This window comes from Streptomyces sp. MAR4 CNX-425 (genome assembly GCF_048656465.1).
GTDB lineage: Bacteria > Actinomycetota > Actinomycetes > Streptomycetales > Streptomycetaceae > Streptomyces.
The window spans coordinates 390770-407927 of the sequence record NZ_JBMDLF010000005.1; the positions used below are offsets into that span (position 1 = coordinate 390770).

Annotated in this window: 18 protein-coding genes; 10 read left to right on the forward strand and 8 right to left on the reverse strand. The window is 75.1% G+C overall.

Features of this window, described 5'->3' with window-relative positions; all coding sequences use genetic code 11:
- Positions 1–253: 253 nt before the first annotated feature.
- Entirely contained in the window at positions 254–2017 is a 1764-nt protein-coding gene (gene lnt / locus ACHZ99_RS17375) for an apolipoprotein N-acyltransferase (protein WP_420305506.1), read from the forward strand.
- A gap of 243 nt (positions 2018–2260) precedes the next feature.
- Positions 2261–2725: a phospholipase gene (locus tag ACHZ99_RS17380; protein ID WP_420305507.1), complete on the forward strand. Its 465-nt coding sequence runs from the start codon at positions 2261–2263 to the stop codon at positions 2723–2725.
- A 218-nt stretch (positions 2726–2943) separates the two neighbouring features.
- On the opposite strand, the gene ACHZ99_RS17385 is transcribed toward ACHZ99_RS17380, so the two are convergent.
- Together ACHZ99_RS17385 and ACHZ99_RS17390 are read right to left on the reverse strand one after the other, a co-directional pair.
- On the reverse strand, positions 2944–3243 hold the full coding sequence (locus tag ACHZ99_RS17385) for a hypothetical protein (protein ID WP_420305508.1): 300 nt from the start codon (positions 3241–3243) through the stop codon (positions 2944–2946).
- Positions 3244–4051: 808 nt separating this feature from the next.
- Positions 4052–4486, reverse strand: coding sequence for an ATP-binding protein (locus tag ACHZ99_RS17390; protein WP_420305509.1), 435 nt, complete (start codon positions 4484–4486; stop codon positions 4052–4054).
- A gap of 241 nt (positions 4487–4727) precedes the next feature.
- On the opposite strand from ACHZ99_RS17390, the gene ACHZ99_RS17395 reads away from it, so the two are divergent.
- The 5 genes from ACHZ99_RS17395 (at position 4728) to ACHZ99_RS17415 (ending at position 8573) form a co-directional block, all read left to right on the forward strand.
- Positions 4728–5579 carry a helix-turn-helix domain-containing protein gene (locus ACHZ99_RS17395; RefSeq protein ID WP_420305510.1) on the forward strand — a complete coding sequence of 284 codons (852 nt, stop codon included), beginning with the start codon at positions 4728–4730 and terminating at the stop codon, positions 5577–5579.
- 10 nt (positions 5580–5589) lie between these two features.
- Positions 5590–5781, forward strand: a complete 192-nt coding sequence (locus ACHZ99_RS17400) for a hypothetical protein (protein WP_420305511.1) — start codon at positions 5590–5592, stop codon at positions 5779–5781.
- Between the two features lie 74 nt (positions 5782–5855).
- The gene (locus ACHZ99_RS17405) at positions 5856–7118 is read left to right on the forward strand and encodes an MFS transporter (RefSeq protein ID WP_420305512.1); all 1263 of its coding nucleotides are present in this window, start codon (positions 5856–5858) and stop codon (positions 7116–7118) included.
- A gap of 365 nt (positions 7119–7483) precedes the next feature.
- Positions 7484–7783 (forward strand): DUF6153 family protein, encoded by a 300-nt coding sequence (locus tag ACHZ99_RS17410; protein ID WP_420305513.1) that lies wholly within the window; start codon positions 7484–7486, stop codon positions 7781–7783.
- A 124-nt stretch (positions 7784–7907) separates the two neighbouring features.
- Positions 7908–8573 carry a DUF305 domain-containing protein gene (locus ACHZ99_RS17415; RefSeq protein ID WP_420305514.1) on the forward strand — a complete coding sequence of 222 codons (666 nt, stop codon included), beginning with the start codon at positions 7908–7910 and terminating at the stop codon, positions 8571–8573.
- A 43-nt stretch (positions 8574–8616) separates the two neighbouring features.
- Here ACHZ99_RS17415 and ACHZ99_RS17420 read toward each other — a convergent pair whose 3' ends face one another.
- Both ACHZ99_RS17420 and ACHZ99_RS17425 read right to left on the reverse strand, forming a co-directional pair.
- Positions 8617–9201 (reverse strand): hypothetical protein, encoded by a 585-nt coding sequence (locus ACHZ99_RS17420; protein WP_420305515.1) that lies wholly within the window; start codon positions 9199–9201, stop codon positions 8617–8619.
- A 133-nt stretch (positions 9202–9334) separates the two neighbouring features.
- Positions 9335–10420, reverse strand: coding sequence for a DUF5685 family protein (locus tag ACHZ99_RS17425; RefSeq protein WP_420305516.1), 1086 nt, complete (start codon positions 10418–10420; stop codon positions 9335–9337).
- Between the two features lie 472 nt (positions 10421–10892).
- On the opposite strand from ACHZ99_RS17425, the gene ACHZ99_RS17430 reads away from it, so the two are divergent.
- Both ACHZ99_RS17430 and ACHZ99_RS17435 read left to right on the forward strand, forming a co-directional pair.
- Positions 10893–11798, forward strand: a complete 906-nt coding sequence (locus ACHZ99_RS17430; RefSeq protein WP_420305517.1) for a nitroreductase/quinone reductase family protein — start codon at positions 10893–10895, stop codon at positions 11796–11798.
- A 319-nt stretch (positions 11799–12117) separates the two neighbouring features.
- The gene (locus ACHZ99_RS17435) at positions 12118–12339 is read left to right on the forward strand and encodes a hypothetical protein (protein ID WP_420305518.1); all 222 of its coding nucleotides are present in this window, start codon (positions 12118–12120) and stop codon (positions 12337–12339) included.
- Between the two features lie 27 nt (positions 12340–12366).
- Here ACHZ99_RS17435 and ACHZ99_RS17440 read toward each other — a convergent pair whose 3' ends face one another.
- The gene (locus tag ACHZ99_RS17440; RefSeq protein WP_420305519.1) at positions 12367–12753 is read right to left on the reverse strand and encodes an ArsR/SmtB family transcription factor; all 387 of its coding nucleotides are present in this window, start codon (positions 12751–12753) and stop codon (positions 12367–12369) included.
- 117 nt (positions 12754–12870) lie between these two features.
- Between ACHZ99_RS17440 and ACHZ99_RS17445 the strand changes: the two genes are divergently transcribed.
- On the forward strand, positions 12871–14244 hold the full coding sequence (locus ACHZ99_RS17445; RefSeq protein WP_420305520.1) for an NAD(P)-binding domain-containing protein: 1374 nt from the start codon (positions 12871–12873) through the stop codon (positions 14242–14244).
- Here ACHZ99_RS17445 and vanX read toward each other — a convergent pair.
- From vanX to ACHZ99_RS17460, 3 genes are read right to left on the reverse strand one after another with little or no spacing between them, the layout of a single operon-like run.
- Complete coding sequence (gene vanX / locus ACHZ99_RS17450) at positions 14207–14902, reverse strand: D-Ala-D-Ala dipeptidase VanX (protein ID WP_420305521.1); 696 nt, start codon at positions 14900–14902, stop codon at positions 14207–14209. The genes ACHZ99_RS17445 and vanX overlap by 38 nt on opposite strands.
- Positions 14899–15939, reverse strand: coding sequence for a D-alanine--(R)-lactate ligase (gene vanA / locus ACHZ99_RS17455; RefSeq protein ID WP_420305522.1), 1041 nt, complete (start codon positions 15937–15939; stop codon positions 14899–14901). The genes vanX and vanA overlap by 4 nt, the downstream gene beginning before the upstream one ends.
- A complete protein-coding gene (locus tag ACHZ99_RS17460) occupies positions 15932–16939 on the reverse strand; it encodes a D-isomer specific 2-hydroxyacid dehydrogenase family protein (RefSeq protein WP_420305523.1) in 1008 nt (335 codons plus the stop codon). The genes vanA and ACHZ99_RS17460 overlap by 8 nt, the downstream gene beginning before the upstream one ends.
- Positions 16940–17158: the final 219 nt, after the last annotated feature.

Below are 17158 nucleotides of genomic sequence, written 5' to 3' on the forward strand. Positions count from 1 at the left end.
CACCCGGTCCCGGCAGGGTGGTGGGCGAAGAAGCACCTCGCGGGCCGGACCGAGGCGTACGTCACTGGCGCGCGAGGGGGGTCGGGGGGCGAGAATACGGGTGGGCGGCGCGCGGCTGCCGGAACGCCGGCGGCGAGCGCCGCCCACGCCCGGCACCCGGCCGCGGGTGCCCGAAGCCCGGCACCAGGCCCCGGGCGTCCGAAACCCGGCCCCGGCCGCGGGCGCCCGACCACGAGCACAGCCAGGAGGCTCCGTGACCGCCGCACCACCGCGTACGACCGCCGCTCCCGCCGCCGGCGCCGCCGAGGGGCCGGGCGGGCCGTCGGACGGCGGCGCGCCGTGGGCCTCGGCCGGGCGGCTCCGGCCGCCGTGGCTGGCGGCGCTGAGCCGCCGGACGTGGTTCCGGCCGGCGCTCGCCGCCGTGGCCGGGGTGCTGCTCGCGATGGCCTTCCCGCCGTACGGGCTGTGGCCGCTGGCCGCCGTCGGGCCCGCGGCGCTGTTCGTGCTGCTGCGCGGCGCGCGCCGGAAGCGGGACGCGTTCTTCACCGGCACCGCCTTCGGCGTCGCGTTCTTCGTCCCCCTGCTGTGGTGGCTGTCCAACCTGGGCCTGCTGCCGTGGCTGCTGCTCAGCGTCATCCAGGCGCTCATCCTCGGCGCCCTCTGCCTCGCCGTGCCGCCGCTGCTCCGGCTGCCGGCGTGGTGGCTGTGGGCGGCGGCCTGGTGGGTGGCCGTCGAGGCGCTGCGCTCCCGGGCGCCGCTCGGCGGCTTCCCCTGGGGCCGGCTGGCCTTCAGCCAGGCCGACGCCCCGACGCTGGGCTGGGCCTCGGCCGGCGGCGCCCCGCTGGTCAGCGCCGTCGTCGCGCTCGCCGCCGGCTGCCTCGCAGCGCTCGTCACGGCCCCGGCCGCGCGCCGCCTGGTCCCGGCCGCCGCGCTGGCCGCGGCGGTGGCGCTGGGGGCGTGCGGCGCGCTGCTGGTGCCGAGCGCCGGCGGCGCGGGCGACGAGCGGGCGAACGTCGCCGTCGTGCAGGGCAACGTACCGCGGGCCCGCAGCCTGGAGGAGCAGGCCCGGGTCGAGATGGTCGCCGAGAACCACATCGCCGCCACCCGCGAACTGGTCGAGAACATCGAGGCGGGCCGCGCGGAACAGCCCGACCTCGTGCTGTGGCCCGAGAACGCCACCGACCGCGACCCGCGCAACGACCCCTACCTCAGCGCCGAGATCTCCAGCGTCGTGGACGACCTCGGCGCCCCGGTCGTCATCGGCGCCATCCTCGACGCCCCGGGCGACCGCATCCGCAACGCCGGGCTGCTGTGGCTGCCGGGCAGCGGCCCCGGCCCGTACTACGCGAAGCGGCAGCTCGTGCCCTTCGGCGAGTACATCCCCATGCGCTCGCTGCTCGGCGGCTTCGGCGACCTCCAGCTCATCCCGCGCGACTTCGAACCCGGCGACAAGGCGGTCCGGCTCGACGCCGGGAAGGTCCGGCTGGCGGAGTCGATCTGCTACGAGGTCGCCTACGACGGCCAGGTCCGCGACCAGGTGCGCACCGGCGCCAACCTCCTCGCCGTGCCGACCAACAACGCCACGTACATGCGCGACGGCAACCTCGGCGAGCCCGAGCAGCAGCTCGCGATGTCCCGGCTGCGCGCCGTCGAGCACAACCGCTCGACGCTGGTCGCCTCCACGACGGGCATCAGCGCGATCGTCACGCCGGACGGCGAGACGGTCGACGAGACGGGCCCGTGGCAGCGCGAGGTGCTGACCGCCCGGGTGCCGCTGCGGACGGACGAGACGCTGGCGACGCGGGTGGGGGCGGCGCCGGAGTGGGCGATCGTGGCACTGGCGGTGGGGGCGCTCGGCGCGTCGGTGTACTTGCGGCGGCGGGCGGTTGACGGCGGGGCGGGTGCCGGCGGGGCGGTTGGCGACGCGGGGGTTGGCGGCGCGGCCGATGCCGGTGACGGCGGCCGTGACGGTGAGGCGGCGGCCGGCGAGGGCCGTACGGCGTCGTCGGAGGGCTGAGCGGCTCCGGAGGCCGGTCCGCGGCAGTCCGTACGCAACCGGGGCAACGCGCCCCGGTTGCGCCGTGGTTGCGCGGCCCCAGGGCGTAGTCCGACTTCATGATTATGTCAGGAACATGACTTCCCGACGTCAATCTACGCGCATAGCCTGAGCGCCGGCACGGCCGACTGCCGCCACGTGGGCGGCAGTCGGCGCACCCCCCAGGCCGTGCGCCGAGCCAGGCGCACCGACACGAGGAGTCCCATGCGCCCCACCGCAACGAAGGGTCTGGTCGCCGCCGGCGTCACCGCGGCCGCCCTCCTGGCCACCGCCACGACCGCCGAGGCCGCCACCTCCGCCACCACCGCCAGCAAGGCCCAGGTGCTCGCGAACTTCACCCAGACCAGCGCGTCGAGTTACCAGGCGTGGGCGTCGGCCGAGGCCAACCGCGGCGCCTGGGCGTCGTACGGGTTCAACTGGTCGACCGACTACTGCAGCAGCTCTCCGGACAACCCCTTCGGCTTCCCCTTCCAGAAGTCCTGCCAGCGCCACGACTTCGGCTACCGCAACTACAAGGAGATGGGCGCCTTCTCCGCCAACAAGTCCCGCCTCGACAGCGCCTTCTACGCGGATCTCAAGCGCGTGTGCGACCGCTACTCGGGCGCCACCGAGGGCGCCTGCAACAGCACGGCCTGGGTCTACTACCAGGCCGTACGCGCCCTCGGCTGACCCCGCCGACCCCGGCCCCGGCGGTGACCCCCATGCCGCCGGGGCCGGACCCGCGCGGTGGTGGGGGCGGTGACGGGGGGGGCGGTGACGGGGGGTGCGATGACGGGGTGGGCGGGCGTGCGTGTGGCCGCTCACCCCGACGCCGCCCCCTCCCCCGACGCCGGGCCGCCCGCCGCCCCGGTCACCCCCGGCGCGGGCCCCGTCGGCGGCTCTCCGCGTCATCGGGCGTGGAGGCGGAGCCCGGCCACGACGGCCTTGCCGCAAGCGTGGCGGGGCACGACGGCCCACGCGGCGGCGAGTGAGTCGACGAGTCGGAGTCCCCGTCCGCCGCAGGCGTCGGCGTCGGGCGCGACGGGGGCGGGGGCAGGGGTGCCGGGGCCGGGGTCGGAGACGGCGAGCCAGTAGTGGCCGTCGGCGGGCCAGAGGAGGAGTTCGACGAGGTGGTCCTCGCGGGTGCCGTGGGCTGGGGCGATAGGGGCGGAGCTGGGCGGCGATCGGCCCTCGTATCGCGTCCGCACCGCAGGGCGCCCCACTGGCGCTGCCGCTCTGCGGCGATGCGCTTTCTGCGGCTCGCCGCCCCGGGAGGGGCGCGCCGCGTGTCACAACTTGCGGTAACCCCTCCCCGAACCCGGGCAAACCGCCCACCGAGGCCGAGTTTTGACCATCCACGTGCGTGCGGACGCTCGGGGTGCACGTGGCGGTGACGAACTCGCGGTAACCCACCCGTCAAACCGGCCCGAATCGCCCACCGAGGCCGAGTTTCGACCACCCGCGTGTGTGCGGGCGCTCGGGCGCACGCGGCGGTGACGAACCTGCGGTAACTCACCGTCGAAACCTGAGCAAATCGCCCACGGGGGCCGAGTTTCGCTCGCCGACGTGCGCCCCGGCGGGCCCTGGCCGCCCAGGGGCCCGTGTGGTCCCCGGAGGGCGGTGCGGGCGAGTGCCGCGGGGCAGGGTGCGGGCCCCGGGCAGCGGCGCGTTCCCTCCCGGGGGCGGCGAGCAGCCGCAGGCGCATCGCCGCAGAGCGCCAACGCCAGTGGGGCGCCCTGCGGTGCGGACGCGATACGAGGGCGTATCGCCGCCAGTTCCGTGCCAATCGCCGACCAGGCCCGACGCCCGCACTCCTGACACGCCGGGCAGCAGGGCCCCGGGGACAAATGCTCCACACCCCCGACGCCGCGCGCCCGTACGCCCGCCCGCCCACCCCGACGCCGCCCCTCCCCGACGCCGGGCCGCCCACCGTTCCCGGCTGCCCCGACGCCGCCCTCTCCCCCGACGCCGGACCACCAACCGCCCCCGACCGCCCCCGACACCGACCCCCGTCCGTCACCGGGCGGGGAGGCGGAGTCCGGCGACGACGGCTTTGCCGCGGGTGCGGCGGGGGACCACGGCCCAGGCGGCGGCGAGGGAGTCGACGAGCAGCAACCCGCGCCCGCCGCAGGCGACGGCTCCGGGCGCTCCGGGTGTGGCGGGTGTGGGGGTGCCGGGGCCGGGGTCGGAGACGGCGAGCCAGTAGTGGCCGTCGGCGGGCCAGAGGAGGAGTTCGACGAGGTGGTCCTCGGTGGGCCGGGTGCCGTGACGTACGGCGTTGGTGACGAGTTCGGAGGTGAGGAGTTGCAGGTCGTCGCCGAGGTGGGGGTGGTGGGTGCGGGGCAGGGCGTCGAGGACGGCGCGGCGGGCGCAGGCGACGGAGCGGGGGTGGGCGGGGAAGGCCCAGCGTGCGGGGAGGGCGGGGATGGGTGGGCAGGGGCGTGGGGGCATGGCGTGCTCCTGGGCGGGGGGTTGGTCGTTGACGCGCCGGTGGCCTGCCTCCCTGGGCGCGAGCACACCTGCCCCAGGGAAGGCGGGCATGCTCGCGCGGTGCGCTTCCGGCATTGCTGTGAGTACCTTGCGTGTTACTAACCGTAGAGCATCGGAATCACATGTGAAACCTCTTCGGGGGAAGGCTTGGCCCATGACGAGAGGCGAGGCAGACTGACTGCTGCATACGGAGAGGAAGCGGATGCCGCCAAGGAGTAACCCAACCGCTCGCCAACGGCGCCTCGGCGCCGAGCTACGCAAGCTGCGTGAAGCTGCCGGACTGTCCACCGAGCAGGCCGCTGCCGTCCTGGCGACGGACCGAACCGTCATCACCAGCACCGAGGCTGGCCGGACGGGCGTCAGTCAGGAACGCGTTCGCAGGCTCGCCTGCAACTACGAGTGCGTGGACGAGGAGTTGACCGACGCCCTGGTTCGTATGGCAGCGGATCGCACCAGAGGGTGGTGGGAGGACTACCGCGGGGTGCTGCCGCCCACGTTCCCGGACATTGCTGAGCTGGAGTGGTTTGCCACCGCGCTGCGCATCGCGACGATCACGCACATCCCGGGCCAGCTCCAGACGGAAGCGTTCGCCCGCGCGCTCTTCGACGCCTCTATCCCACCGTTGCCCGCGGACGAACGTGATGCGCGGATTGCCCACCGCGTGCGGCGAATCCAGATGATCACGCGGCCGGACGCCCCCGCGTACACCGCCGTTGTCCACGAAGCCGCACTGCGGATGGAAGTCGGGGGCCGCAAGGTATTGCGTGAGCAACTCCAGCTCATCCTCGCGATGGCCGACCGCGACAACGTTACGGTCCAGGCCATACCGTTCTCGGCTGGCGCGATCCCGGGCTCGGGGCAGTCCATCCTGTACGCCGCGGGCGAGGTGCCGGATCTGGATACCGTCGTGCTGGACCGTACAACCGCCGGTGAGTTCCTGCACCTGGACGGGCAACTCCGCAAGTATCGACTCCACCTGGACCGGATGCAGGACATCGCGCTGTCGCCCGTGCAGACCCGTGATCTGATCCGCTCCATCGTCCATCAGCTCTGAGGAGGTACCCATGCCTGATATCACGTGGGAGCAGCCGTTCTGCCAGGACGCGAGTAACTGCTTCCGCATAGGCACTGATGAGGAAGGCAACGCGCACATCGCCGTGGCGGGCAGCGAAGAGCACCACATCACCGACTCCGTGGAAGCCCTCCGCACCCTCATCCGCGACATCAAGGCGGGCAAAGCCGATCATCTGCTCTAGCCGCACCCCCGGCCCGCCCGGGCGCCACAATGGCGCCCGGGCCCGGATCTACGGCGTACGAGGGGCGGTGTGCGGTGACCGGTGCGGAGAAGGCCCGCGAGTTGCGGGCCGACGGACCCCCTCCCGCCGTCCCGCTCTGGACGGCCGACTTCCGGCTGTTCTTCGCCGCCCGCACCACCTCGCTCCTCGGCGACGCCATGCTGCCCGTCGCCATCACCGCCGCCGTGCTGCACGCCGGCTACGGCGCGAGCGGCGTGGGTTACGCCCTGGCCGCGCTCGTCGCGCCGTTCGCCGCGCTGATCATCTTCGGTGGCGTGCTGTCCGACCGGTTCGGCGCCCGCCGGCTGATGGTCGTCTCGGACGCGGCACGGCTGGTCTTCCAGTCGGCGCTCGCGCTGCTGTTCCTGCTGGGGACGCCGCGGCTGTGGCAGATCCTCGTGCTGCTGGCCCTGGTCGGCGCGGGCAGCGCGCTGTTCCAGCCCGGCGTCGCGAGCGTCACGCCGCGCGTCGCCCGGGACGTGCAGAAGGCGAACGCCGTCCTGCGCGTCTCCGAGTCCGTGACCCTCGTGCTCGGCCCCTCGTTGGCGGGCCTGCTGCTGGCCGCCTCGTCGCCCGCCGTCGTGGTCGCGCTGGACGCGGTGACGTACGCGGTGAGCGGCGTGTGTCTGCTGCTGCTCCGCGCGGTCCCGATGGGCCCGGGCGGGGTACGGGAGGGCGCGGGCGTGCCGTCGTCGTTCCGGGCCGATCTCGTCGAGGGCTGGCGGGAGTTCACGGCCCGGACGTGGCTGTGGAGCGTCATCGTCGTGTTCATGCTGTGGCAGCTCGCCGGTGCCGGACCGGCCACGACCCTCGGCAACAGCACGCTGGTCACCGACCACGGGTCCACGACGTTCGGCCTGGTGATGTCCTCGCTCGGGGCGGGCAGCGTGCTGGGCGGGCTGGTCGCGATGAGGCTGCGGCCGCGGCGTCCGCTGCGGGCGGGTGCGCTGGCGATGACGCTGTGGGCGCTGATGCCGCTGGGGGTCGCCCTGGGGCTGTCCGCGCCGCTGGTCGCGGTGTGTTACGGGATAAGCGGGATCGGCGGGGCGTTCTGGATCGTGATGTTCCACACCAGCGTGCAGACGCACGTGCCGCAGGAGGTCCTGGGCCGGGTGCACGCCTACGACGCGGCGGGCTCGCTGGTGATGAAGCCGGTCGGGCAGGCGGCGGCGGGGCCGTTGGCGGGGGTGGTGGGGACGGTGCCGCTGCTGCACGTGTCGGCGACGATGGCGGTGCTGACGTGCGGTCTGCTGCTGGCGATCCCGGCGGTGCGGGGGCTGCGGCGCGTGGAGCGCTAGGGGGCCGGGGGGTTGTCGGTGGTGGTGCGTAGGGTGGCGGCATGATCGGCAGCATCCGACCGCGCCGCCGCCCCGGGGGGCGGCTGTTCGTGCTGCTGGTGCTCGCGGTGCTGACCGGTGTGCTGGGTATGCACGCGCTGGGTCCGGGGGGCGCGCCGGCCCCTGCGGGGCGGGCGACGACGGAGGCGGGCCACGCCGCGGCGGCGGGGCCGCAGGTGCTGACGCGCGGGGCGCACGCGCGCGCGGCGGGGCAGGTCCCCATGACGCCACCCGCCGCCCCTGGACCTCCAGCTCTCGCGACGCGGCCTGCGTCTGCCGCACCTGCGTCTGCCGCGTTTGCGACGCGGTCTGTCGCGGCGTCCCCCGTGCCCGCGTCCGCCGCGCCCGCGTCAACTACCCCCGCGACCCGGTCTGTCGCCGCCGCCGTCCCCGTCGTGCGGGCCGGCGAGACCTGTGCGCACGGCGACGGCGGTGCCGGGCACCCCGCCCACGCGGACCGTACGTGCGCGGCGGCCGGCGTCGCCTCGGCGTACGCGCCGCCCGCCCTCGCCGGCGCCGCCGGCGGCGCCCCGGCCGTCGAGCGCGCCCCGACGGCCGCTCCCGCGTCCGCGGTCCGGGGGCGGGCGCCGCCCGACCTCTCCGAGCTGCAACTCCTGCGGATATAGAGCCGCCCGCACGGCACCCGCGTACGCCCCGGACGGGGGCCGGGTGCCGCGCTGCCGCCTGCCTTCAGATCCGTACGAACCGCTCGCGCGCCGGCACCGGCGCGCGTGAAGGAGCTGCACTTCCATGATCCGTACACGTACACGCACGCGTTCCCTGATCCGCCGCGGCGCCGTGGCCGCGGCCGCCGGCGCGGCCGCCCTCGTCCTCGCCGCCTGCGGCAGTGACGACGGCGACCCGGCCGCGGACGGCGGCGGGAGCGGCGGCAAGAAGGGCGCCTCCGCCTCCCGGCAGGAGCACAACGCCGCGGACGTCGCCTTCGCCCAGGGCATGATCCCGCACCACCGTCAGGCCGTGGAGATGGCGGACCTGGCGCCGGACCGGGCCGGGTCGGACGAGGTGAGGAAGCTCGCCGCCGCCATCGAGAAGGCCCAGGCGCCGGAGATCGAGAAGCTCTCCGGGTGGCTGGCCTCCTGGGGTGAGGACGTGCCCGCCGCGGGGGAGTCCGGCCACTCCATGCACGACTCCGGCTCCGGCTCCGGCTCCGGATCGGGCTCGGCGGCCGGCATGATGTCCGCCGCCGACATGGCGAAGCTGGAGAAGGCGTCGGGCGCCGCGTTCGACACCGCCTTCATGGAGATGATGATCGAGCACCACGAGGGCGCCGTGGCCATGGCCGGGACCGAGCGGGCCGAGGGCGCGTACGGCCCGGCCCGGAAGATGGCCGGGGAGATCATCAGGACCCAGGAGACCGAGATCGACACGATGAAGTCGCTGCTCGACAAGGGCTGACGGGCAGTTCGCGCGCGGGGCGGGCGCGGGCACCGCGCCCGCCCTACGCGTACTGCACCACCCGCCGCCGGACGGAGACGACGGCGACGAGCGTGACGCACAGCGTGAGGACGTACGCCGCGAAGGCCCAGGCCGCCGGCTCCCGGGTGGTGATCGTCAGCAGCGTCACCGCGGCGCCGGTGCCGACGAGGACGTAGAAGAGGAGGTTCTCCGAATCGGGGTCGCGCCACGCCTTGACGAGGGTCGGCAGCGCCGCCGCCGCGTCGGCCGCCACGGCGAACCCCACCGCCGCAGACGCCCGGCCGAGCCCCAGCCACACGGCGACCGCGGCGCCGGCGACGACGGCGCAGGCCAGGTCGAAGACCCCGAGCCGGGCCAGGTTCCGCCGCGTGGCCACCCCGGCCCCGACCACCACGAGCGGCCCGGCCCCGGCCGCCAGCGTCTGCACCGCCGGCAGCCCCACCCCGGAGTCGAGCTGCGCGGCGAACGCGATCAACGGCACCGCGGCCCACAGCGACCACGTCACGAGGTTGGGCCGCGCGGTACCGGCGACCACGGCGCAGGCGTACCGGACGCTGCCGGCGACACCGAGCAGGGCGCTGGCGAACACCCAGTGCGGATCGATCACCCGAACCCCCTCCCCGTCCACCAGAACACGCCCGCCGGCACACCCGCCAGAGGCCGTCCCGGTGGGCGCAGCCGCCGGCGGGCCGCGGCAGCCGCCGCACGCGGCGCCGGACGGCCCTCAGCGGTTGCGGCCCTCAGCAGTTGCAGTCGCAGCCGCAGCCGCAGCCGTCGCAGTCGCAGCCGCCGTCGCCCCCATCGCCGCTGTCGCCCCCGCCTCCGCAGCACTGGCAGCAGCTGCACAGGTCACCGCAGCCTCCGCAGTCGCACCAGCTTCTCCGCTGGTGCTCCTCCGCCGGCCCGCCCTCCTGCCCCAGCGGTACGAACTCGGGCGGCGGCGCGCCGAATTCGCCGCCCGCCTGCGCGAACGTGCGGCGTACCGCGCGCTCCAGCTCGCCGGAGAGCAGCGCGCGGACCAGCCGGTCGTCGGTGAACTCCGCGTCCGCCAAGGCGAGGGCGACGCCGTGCGTCGCGTCCTCGCAGAGCTGCCGGACCCGGGCGGGTGGCGTTGCGGTCGCCGTGACGGGGTTCCACGCGCCCGTGCGGCGGTCGTCCTCGATGTCCTGCACCGCGTCCAGGAGGTGCGCGATCCGGCCGAAGAGGCGGCCGGCCTCGGCCAGCGCCTCCGCGTTCCCGGGGCGGCCCGCCAGCCGGGCGGTGTGGGCGAACGCCGCCGCCGTCGCCAGCTCCGTGGGCTCGGTCACCGTCAGCAGCGGCGTGCCCGGCCCGGCCAGGGCCTCCACCTCCCGCTGCCGCTCCACCGCCTCGGTCAGCACCGCGGTGTCGAACCCCAGCCCGGCCCCGCCCCGGGCGCCGGCCGCCTCCCAGCCGCCGGCCACCCGCCGCGCCGGGCCGGCCAGCACCGGCCGGGCGAGCGCGCCGTCGCCGTCCGCGACGTGGTCCCGGATCTTCGCGGAGGCCAGCAGCAGCGACACCACCGCCGCCAGCCGCGCCCCGTCGCCCCGCGCCACCTCCGCCCGCCGCATCCGGCGCAGCGGGCACGGCCCCGCGGTGCGCCAGCCGCCGCCGCTCCGGCCCTCGGCGGGGGCCGCCTGCGCGTCGTACAGCACGGATATCAGCAGCCCGTCGTGGTTGGTGGCCGCCCGCGCGACCTGCCCGCCGGTGCCGCGCAGCGCCAGGCACAGTCCGCACAGGTGCCCCAGCCACTCCTCGGCGAGCCCTTTGGGCAGCCGGCACCGGCACGGCCGGATGATTCCGAACATGCGTGTCTTCCCCTCCCCTTGGTCCCCTGGCCGCGGCGGTGCGGTCCGGTCCGCCGCGGCGGCTCACGAGGTTACGCGGACGGGGCCGCCGGCGGCAGCCGCCCTTTCGGCCGGTGCGCGACCCGCGCGGCGGGCCGCTCCGCCGTGGCCGAGGTGGCCGGGCCCGGCCGGTGGTGGAGAACGCGCGGGCCGCCGCCCACGTCGGCGGGTTAGAGTGAGCGGGTGCCGGGTGGCCGCCGACGCGTCGGCGGGCGGGCGGCACTCGACCTGAAGGGGATGATCTTGTGATGGCCTGTGCCATGAGGACCGTCTGATCCGCTGACGTTCGCGGACGCGCTCGTCCCCCGCGTCCGGTGGTCCCGTGTTCCGTCCGGGCCCGCCGCTCCTTCACCCCGCCGGTGTGTCCGGGGGCTCTTGCGCTGTCCGCGTGCCACGACCTCGTACGCGTGCGAAAAAACCCGGACAGGAGACCATGAACCACATACAGGAAACCGGCACCCAGCAGGTCATCGACGAGTTCCGCGCCAACTCCGGCCGCGTCGGCGGCCGTTACACCGACCGCCGGGTGCTGCTGCTCACCGCCGCCGCCCGCACCACCCCGCTCGTCTACGCGCCCGACCACCGGCCCGGCGCCGAGTCCCGGATGCTGGTCGTCGCCGTGCCGGACGCCGGCGGCGCACCGCCCGCCTGGTACGGGGAGCTGGCCGCCGGCCGGCGGGTCGAGATCGAGACGGGGACGTGGTCGTTCTCCGCCGAGGTGGAGATCCTCGGCGGCGCCGAGCGCGACCGGCTCCTGGCCCGCGCCGCCGAGGCCGACCCGGACCTGCGCGCCGCCGTCCGGGCCGCGACGGCGGGACAGGTCCACGTCGTCGCGCTGGCGCCCGTCGACGACGGCCCTCCGGCCGGCCCCCTGGGCGACGCGCTGGTCACCATCCACCGCGCCTTCCGCCAGGAGCTCGCCCTGCTCCGCGCCGAGGTCGCGCGCGCGGCGGCCGGCGGGGCGGCGGCCGGGGGGCTGGTGCTGCAACTGCGGGTCAACTGCCTCTCGTTCTGTCACGGCCTGGAGTTCCACCACACCGGCGAGGACCAGCAGATCTTCCCCTGGCTGGCGGGGCAGTTCCCCGAGCTCGCCGAGACGTTCGCGCGCCTCGGGCGCGAACACGAGGCGGTGGCCGACCGCGTCGACCGGCTCCGTGCCCTCGTCGGACCGGACGACGCGGGCGCGGAGGACGCGGGTGCGCGGGACGCGGCCCCCGCGCCGCCGGCGGCGGAGGTGCTCGGCGAGGTGGACCGGCTGGTGTCCGAACTCGAAGCGCACCTGGACTACGAGGAGGAGCACCTGGTCGCCGCCCTCAACGCGGCCACCGCCGCCCGCTGACCGGCGGGCGGCGCCGCTGACGGCCCCGGCCCGGCCGGGCGGTCCGGGCCGGGCGGCCGCTCGGCCCGGAGGCGATCGGGGGCAATGCTTCACGGCGACCTGCACGAGATGCGGCGTGCGCAAGCGCCGCCGCCCCCGGGCCCGCCGCCGGTGCGATCCCGGCGTCGACCGGGTGGACACGGCCGCGGCCGCGGTGGACACGGGCGTGGCCACGGGGGCGCTCGGATGGCTCAGGCGGCTGCTCCCGCGTGCGCTCGACTGACGGACCTTGTGACGCGATGGGTCACACGGGGCGGCCCGGGGGGCCATACTGCCTTCGATGAGGAAAGCATCCGCGCCCCGGCGTCACCTGCCCACCAGTCCCTTCAAGGCCCCCGCCGCTCCGGCGGCCAAGAGCTTCGCCCCCGGCGACCGGGTCACCCATGACCGGTACGGCCTGGGCACGGTCGTGTCCGCCGAGGACGGCGTGGCGATGCTCGTCGACTTCGGCGCGCGCCGGGTCCGGGTCACGGCCCCGTACGCCGCGATGGAGAAGCTCTGACGGCGGCCCCCCGCCGGGCCGCCCGGCTCACGCGCCCGCCGCGGACGGGACGGGCGGTGCGTACGGACGCAGCGCCTGGCCCATGGCCGCGACCACGGACGGCTCGACGCGGTAGAAGACCCAGGTGCCGCGGCGCTCGGAGGTGAGCAGCCCGGCCTCCCTGAGCTTCTTGAGGTGATGGCTCACGGTGGGCTGGGACACGCCGACGTCGGAGATGTCGCAGACGCACACCTCGCCGCCCTCGTGCGAGGCGACCAGGGAGAACAGCCGCAGGCGCACCGGGTCGGACAGCGCCTTGAACATGGCGGCGGTACGCACCGACTCCTCGGCCGTCAGGGGCCGCTCGGTCAGCGGCGGGCAGCACGGGGCCGCGGGCTCCGGCGCCACCCGCGGTGCGGTCTTGGTGTTCGGCATGCGTCAATGGTCACACAAAGAGATTCGACAAGCATCTATGTTGACGTACGTCGAAACGGTTGCCATGCTGGCTGGGAAGGATATCGACGGATGTCGAATCAAGGAGGAACCGCCGTCATGGACACCGCGCAGGAGCTCCCCGTAGCCGTCGTCGGCGCCGGCCCGATCGGCCTGGCCGCCGCCGCTCACCTGCTGGAGCGCGGCATCGAACCCCTCGTCCTGGAGGCCGGTCCCCGCGCGGGGACCGCCGTGCGCGAGTGGGCGCACGTGCGGCTCTTCTCCACCTGGGCCGAGCTGACCGACCCGGCCGCCGAGAAGCTCCTCGCCCCGACCGGCTGGACCAGGCCCGACGAGGCCGCGTACCCCACCGGCGGCGAGTGGGCCGACCGCTATCTCCAGCCGCTCGCCGACGCCCTCGGCGCCCGCGTCCGCTACGGCGCCACGGTCACCGGCGTCGCCCGCGCCGGCCGTGACCGCGTCGTCGACGCCGGCCGCGACGCCCAGCCCTTCGCCGTCCACACGGTCCGGGCCGACGGCGCCGAGGAGCGCATCGCCGTACGGGCCGTGATCGACGCCTCCGGCACCTGGTCGACCCCCGGCCCGCTGGGCGCGACCGGCCTGCCCGCGCCCGGCGAGCGCGCGGCCGCGGATCGCATCAGCTACCGCATCCCCGACCTGGCCGACCCCGCCGTACGCGCCCGCTACGCGGGCCGCACCACCGCCGTCGTCGGCTCCGGCGCCTCCGCCTTCACCGCCCTGGCCGCACTCGCCGGGCTCGCCGAGGACGCGCCCGGTACCCACAGCCTGTGGATCCTGCGCCGCGGCATCGGCGCCGACACCTACGGCGGCGGCGACGCCGACCAGCTCCCCGCCCGCGGCGCCCTCGGCCTCGCCGCGAAGGCCGCCGTCGACGAGGGCCGCGCCACCGCCCTGACCGGCTTCCGCACCGCGGCCGTCGAACGCGACGGCGACCGCCCCGACCGCCTCGTCCTCGTCGCCGAGGACGGCCGCCGCAGCCCGCCCGTCGACGAGGTCGTCGCGCTGACCGGGCTGCGCCCCGACCTGTCGTTCCTCGGCGAACTGCGCCTCGCGCTCGACGAGCGCCTCCAGGCCCCCGTCGCGCTCGCCCCGCTCATCGACCCCAACGTCCACTCCTGCGGCACGGTCTACCCGCACGGCGCCGCCGAGCTGGCCCACCCCGAGACCGGCGTCTACCTCGCCGGCATGAAGTCCTACGGCCGCGCCCCCACCTTCCTCGCCATGACCGGCTTCGAGCAGGTCCGCTCCATCGCCGCCGCCCTCGACGGCGACCACGAGGCCGCCGCCCGCGTCGAACTCACCCTGCCCGAGACCGGCGTCTGCGGCGGCACCGGCCTCGCCGAAGCCGCCGATGCGCAGGAGCCGCAGGGCGGCGGCTGCTGCGCGCCGGCCGCCGCCGCGGAGCCCGCGGAGCTCATCCAGATCGGCCGGCTCGCCGGCCCGCCCCGGTGACGCCCCGGGACCCGGCCGCGCCCGCCCGCGGGCGCGGCCGGGTCAGCACCTGGGCGACGGGGAAGTCGAAGTAGGTGTCCGGGTACGGCTCGCCGTCCAGCGTGTAGTGCCACCACTCGCTCTCGTACGCGCTGAAGCCGCAGGTCTCCATGAGGGAGCGGAGGGTTTCACGGTTTCCCGCCTCGCGGGCCGTGAGCCCCGCCGCCCCGTGGTGCGAGAGGGGGTCCATCAGGTCGTGGTCGCCTCCCATGGGGGCGAGCCCCCCGGTGTCCAGCCGGTAGAGGGTGAGGTCGACGGTGCTGCCCCGGCTGTGGCCGGACCTGGCGGCGACGTATCCCCGCTCGAACATCTCGGCCCTGCCGATGTTCGGGTAGTGCCGTTGCTTCGTGCGCCCGTCCTCCGGCTGTTCCGACCACCGCAGGAAGCGGTCCACGGCCCGCTGCGGCCGGTAGCCGTCCCAGAGCAGCAGGCCGAAGCCGCGGGCCGCCGCCTTTTCCCGCACCCGGCCGAGGGCCGCGCACAGGGCTTTCGTGCCGACGATGCGGTTGGCCAGGTACCCGTCCACGGGTCTGCCGGTGAAGTTGTCCCAGGTGGCGTACTTGGCGTCCCACCGGATGCCGGGCACCAGCTCGTCCACGAAGGCGAAGTCGTCGTTCATCGGGGCTTGTCCGCCAGCGCCGACGCCACCAGCCGGTCGATCACCGCGGCGGGCGGAAGGCCCGCCGCCGCCATCATTCTCGGGTAGCGGCTGTAGGAGGTCATGCCGGGAAAGGTGTTGACCTCGTTCAGGACCACCCCGCCGTCCTCGGTGAGGAACAGGTCGACCCGCGCCAGCCCGCGGCAGCCCAGCGCGCGGTACACGGCCTTCGCGGTGTCCTGGACGAGCGCGCGCGACTCCGCCGGGATGTCGGCGGGCACGACGGGGGTGGAGTTCTCGGAGCCGCTTTCCGGGTCCTCCTCCTGGTGGATCTTGAAGAAGCCGTGCGACAGCGCGATACGGTCCACCTCGCCGGCGATGACCCCGGTGCCGTCGTCGAGCAGGGCGCACCCGACCTCGCTGCCGGCCACCGCTTCCTCGATCAGCACCTTCGTGTCGTACTGCCGGGCGGTGACCACCGCTCCCGGCAGCTCCTCCGGCCGGGACACCTTGCTGACCCCGAACGACGAGCCGGACCGGGCCGGCTTGACGAACACGGGATACGTCAGATCGCCGGGGAGGACGTCGTCGTCCGCCGTGACGGTACGGAACTCCGGCGTGGCGATTCCGGCGCCGGCGGCGACGCCGTACGTGAGGGACTTGTCCATGCACAGGGCGGAACTCGGGACGTCGCAGCCCGCGTAGGGGATGCCGGCCAGCTCCAGCAGGCCCTGGATCGCGCCGTCCTCGCCGAGCTTCCCGTGCAGCACGGGCAGTACGACGTCCAGCCGGACCGTTCCGTACCGCCCCTGCTCCAGCACGAGAAGCCCGTGCACGCCGCGGTCCGGGGACAGCAGTGCCGGGCGGCAGTCGCCGTCCTCCCAGCCCGGGCCGGGGGCGTCGCAGAGCTTCCAGGCGCCGTCCCGCGTGATCCCGACAAAGAAGGGCTGGTACTTCTCGGGATCGAGGTGCCGCGCGACCTCCTGCGCGGACTTCACGGAGACCGGGTGCTCCTCGGAACAGCCCCCGAATATGATTCCGGCCTTCAGCCTAGTCATGCCTTTTCCCGCTTTCGAATTCCAGACAGTTGGTGAGGGAGTTCTCGACCGCGTCGCTCAGGGCGTGGTCCGTGTAGTAGGCGGTGTGCGGGCTGACGAGCACGTTCGGCATCTCCTGGAGCCGCGCCAGCGGCTTGCTGTCCAGGGGCCGGTCCCGGCAGTCGGCGTAGAAGATCCCTTCCTCGCCCTCGACGACGTCCAGCGCCGCGCCGCCCAGCCGGCCGTCCTCCACCGCCGCGAGCAGGGCCCCGGTGTCGAGCAGCGCGCCCCGCCCGGTGTTGACGACGACCGCGCCGCGCTTCATCCGCCCGATGCGCCGGCGGTCGAGGAGGTGGTGGGTGTCGGCGGTGAGCGGGGTGTGGAGCGTGACGACGTCGCTCAGCCGCAGCAGTTCGCCGAGCGGAACGTACGCGGCGTCGGCGGCGGCGCCGGCGGTGGCGGGGCGGGCGTCGTGGCAGAGGATCCGGCAGCCGAACCCCCGCAGCCGGCCGACGACGGCGGTGCCGATACGTCCCGTGCCGACGACCCCGACGGTCAGATCGCGCAGCTCCCTGCCGCGCGCCTCGGGCAACCGGTAGTCGTGGACGTCCGCGCGGCGGACGGTGGACTTCGCGTGCCGCAGCGCCATCAGCATGAGCATCAGCGCGTAGTCGGCCACGCTGTCGGGCGAGTAGGAGACGTTCCCCACGGTGATCCCGACGCGCGCCGCGTACGCCACGTCGATGTGATTGCACCCGATGCTCCGGGTGGAGAGGTAGCCGACGCCGGCCCGGCTGAGCGCGAGCAGAGCGGCCTCGGCGATCGGCGTCTTGTGGTCGACGCTGACGCACCGGTTCCCGGACGCGAGCGGGGCGCTGGCCGCGGACAGCGGTTCCGCCGTGATGGTCGGCACCGCGCCGAGGCGCGGCGCCAGCTCGCGGACCAGCAGTTCCTCGTCGCGTCCGCAGCCGTAGACGGTGATTCCCGCCGTGGCGGGGGCCGCCGGTTCGCTGTAGGTCATGGACCGAGCCAACGGGAAGCGGTGTTGCCCGGGGGTATGCGGATTTCGATACGCCCGCGATACACCGGCGGTACGTATCGTCGGCGTATCGGAATCCGCATACGCGCCCGCAACACTCCGCCGCCTCGACTGGAGGCGTGACCCACAGCGAACGAGCCCCCTCCTACCTCTACCTCAGCGGCCTCGACCCCGCCCCCCGGCTCCCGCGCCGCGCGGGCG

What these genes read in the sequence shown, in the direction of transcription:
- ACHZ99_RS17430 (WP_420305517.1), top strand. Translation starts at nt 10,893, where the DNA reads ATGAACCACATACAGGAAACCGGCACCCAGCAGGTCATCGACGAGTTC.
- ACHZ99_RS17390 (WP_420305509.1), bottom strand. Translation starts at nt 4,486, where the DNA reads ATGCCCCCACGCCCCTGCCCACCCATCCCCGCCCTCCCCGCACGCTGG.
- vanX (WP_420305521.1), bottom strand. Translation starts at nt 14,902, where the DNA reads ATGAACGACGACTTCGCCTTCGTGGACGAGCTGGTGCCCGGCATCCGG.
- vanA (WP_420305522.1), bottom strand. Translation starts at nt 15,939, where the DNA reads ATGACTAGGCTGAAGGCCGGAATCATATTCGGGGGCTGTTCCGAGGAG.
- ACHZ99_RS17440 (WP_420305519.1), bottom strand. Translation starts at nt 12,753, where the DNA reads ATGCCGAACACCAAGACCGCACCGCGGGTGGCGCCGGAGCCCGCGGCC.
- ACHZ99_RS17395 (WP_420305510.1), top strand. Translation starts at nt 4,728, where the DNA reads ATGCCGCCAAGGAGTAACCCAACCGCTCGCCAACGGCGCCTCGGCGCC.
- ACHZ99_RS17435 (WP_420305518.1), top strand. Translation starts at nt 12,118, where the DNA reads ATGAGGAAAGCATCCGCGCCCCGGCGTCACCTGCCCACCAGTCCCTTC.
- ACHZ99_RS17425 (WP_420305516.1), bottom strand. Translation starts at nt 10,420, where the DNA reads ATGTTCGGAATCATCCGGCCGTGCCGGTGCCGGCTGCCCAAAGGGCTC.
- ACHZ99_RS17415 (WP_420305514.1), top strand. Translation starts at nt 7,908, where the DNA reads ATGATCCGTACACGTACACGCACGCGTTCCCTGATCCGCCGCGGCGCC.
- ACHZ99_RS17400 (WP_420305511.1), top strand. Translation starts at nt 5,590, where the DNA reads ATGCCTGATATCACGTGGGAGCAGCCGTTCTGCCAGGACGCGAGTAAC.
- ACHZ99_RS17460 (WP_420305523.1), bottom strand. Translation starts at nt 16,939, where the DNA reads ATGACCTACAGCGAACCGGCGGCCCCCGCCACGGCGGGAATCACCGTC.
- ACHZ99_RS17445 (WP_420305520.1), top strand. Translation starts at nt 12,871, where the DNA reads ATGGACACCGCGCAGGAGCTCCCCGTAGCCGTCGTCGGCGCCGGCCCG.
- ACHZ99_RS17380 (WP_420305507.1), top strand. Translation starts at nt 2,261, where the DNA reads ATGCGCCCCACCGCAACGAAGGGTCTGGTCGCCGCCGGCGTCACCGCG.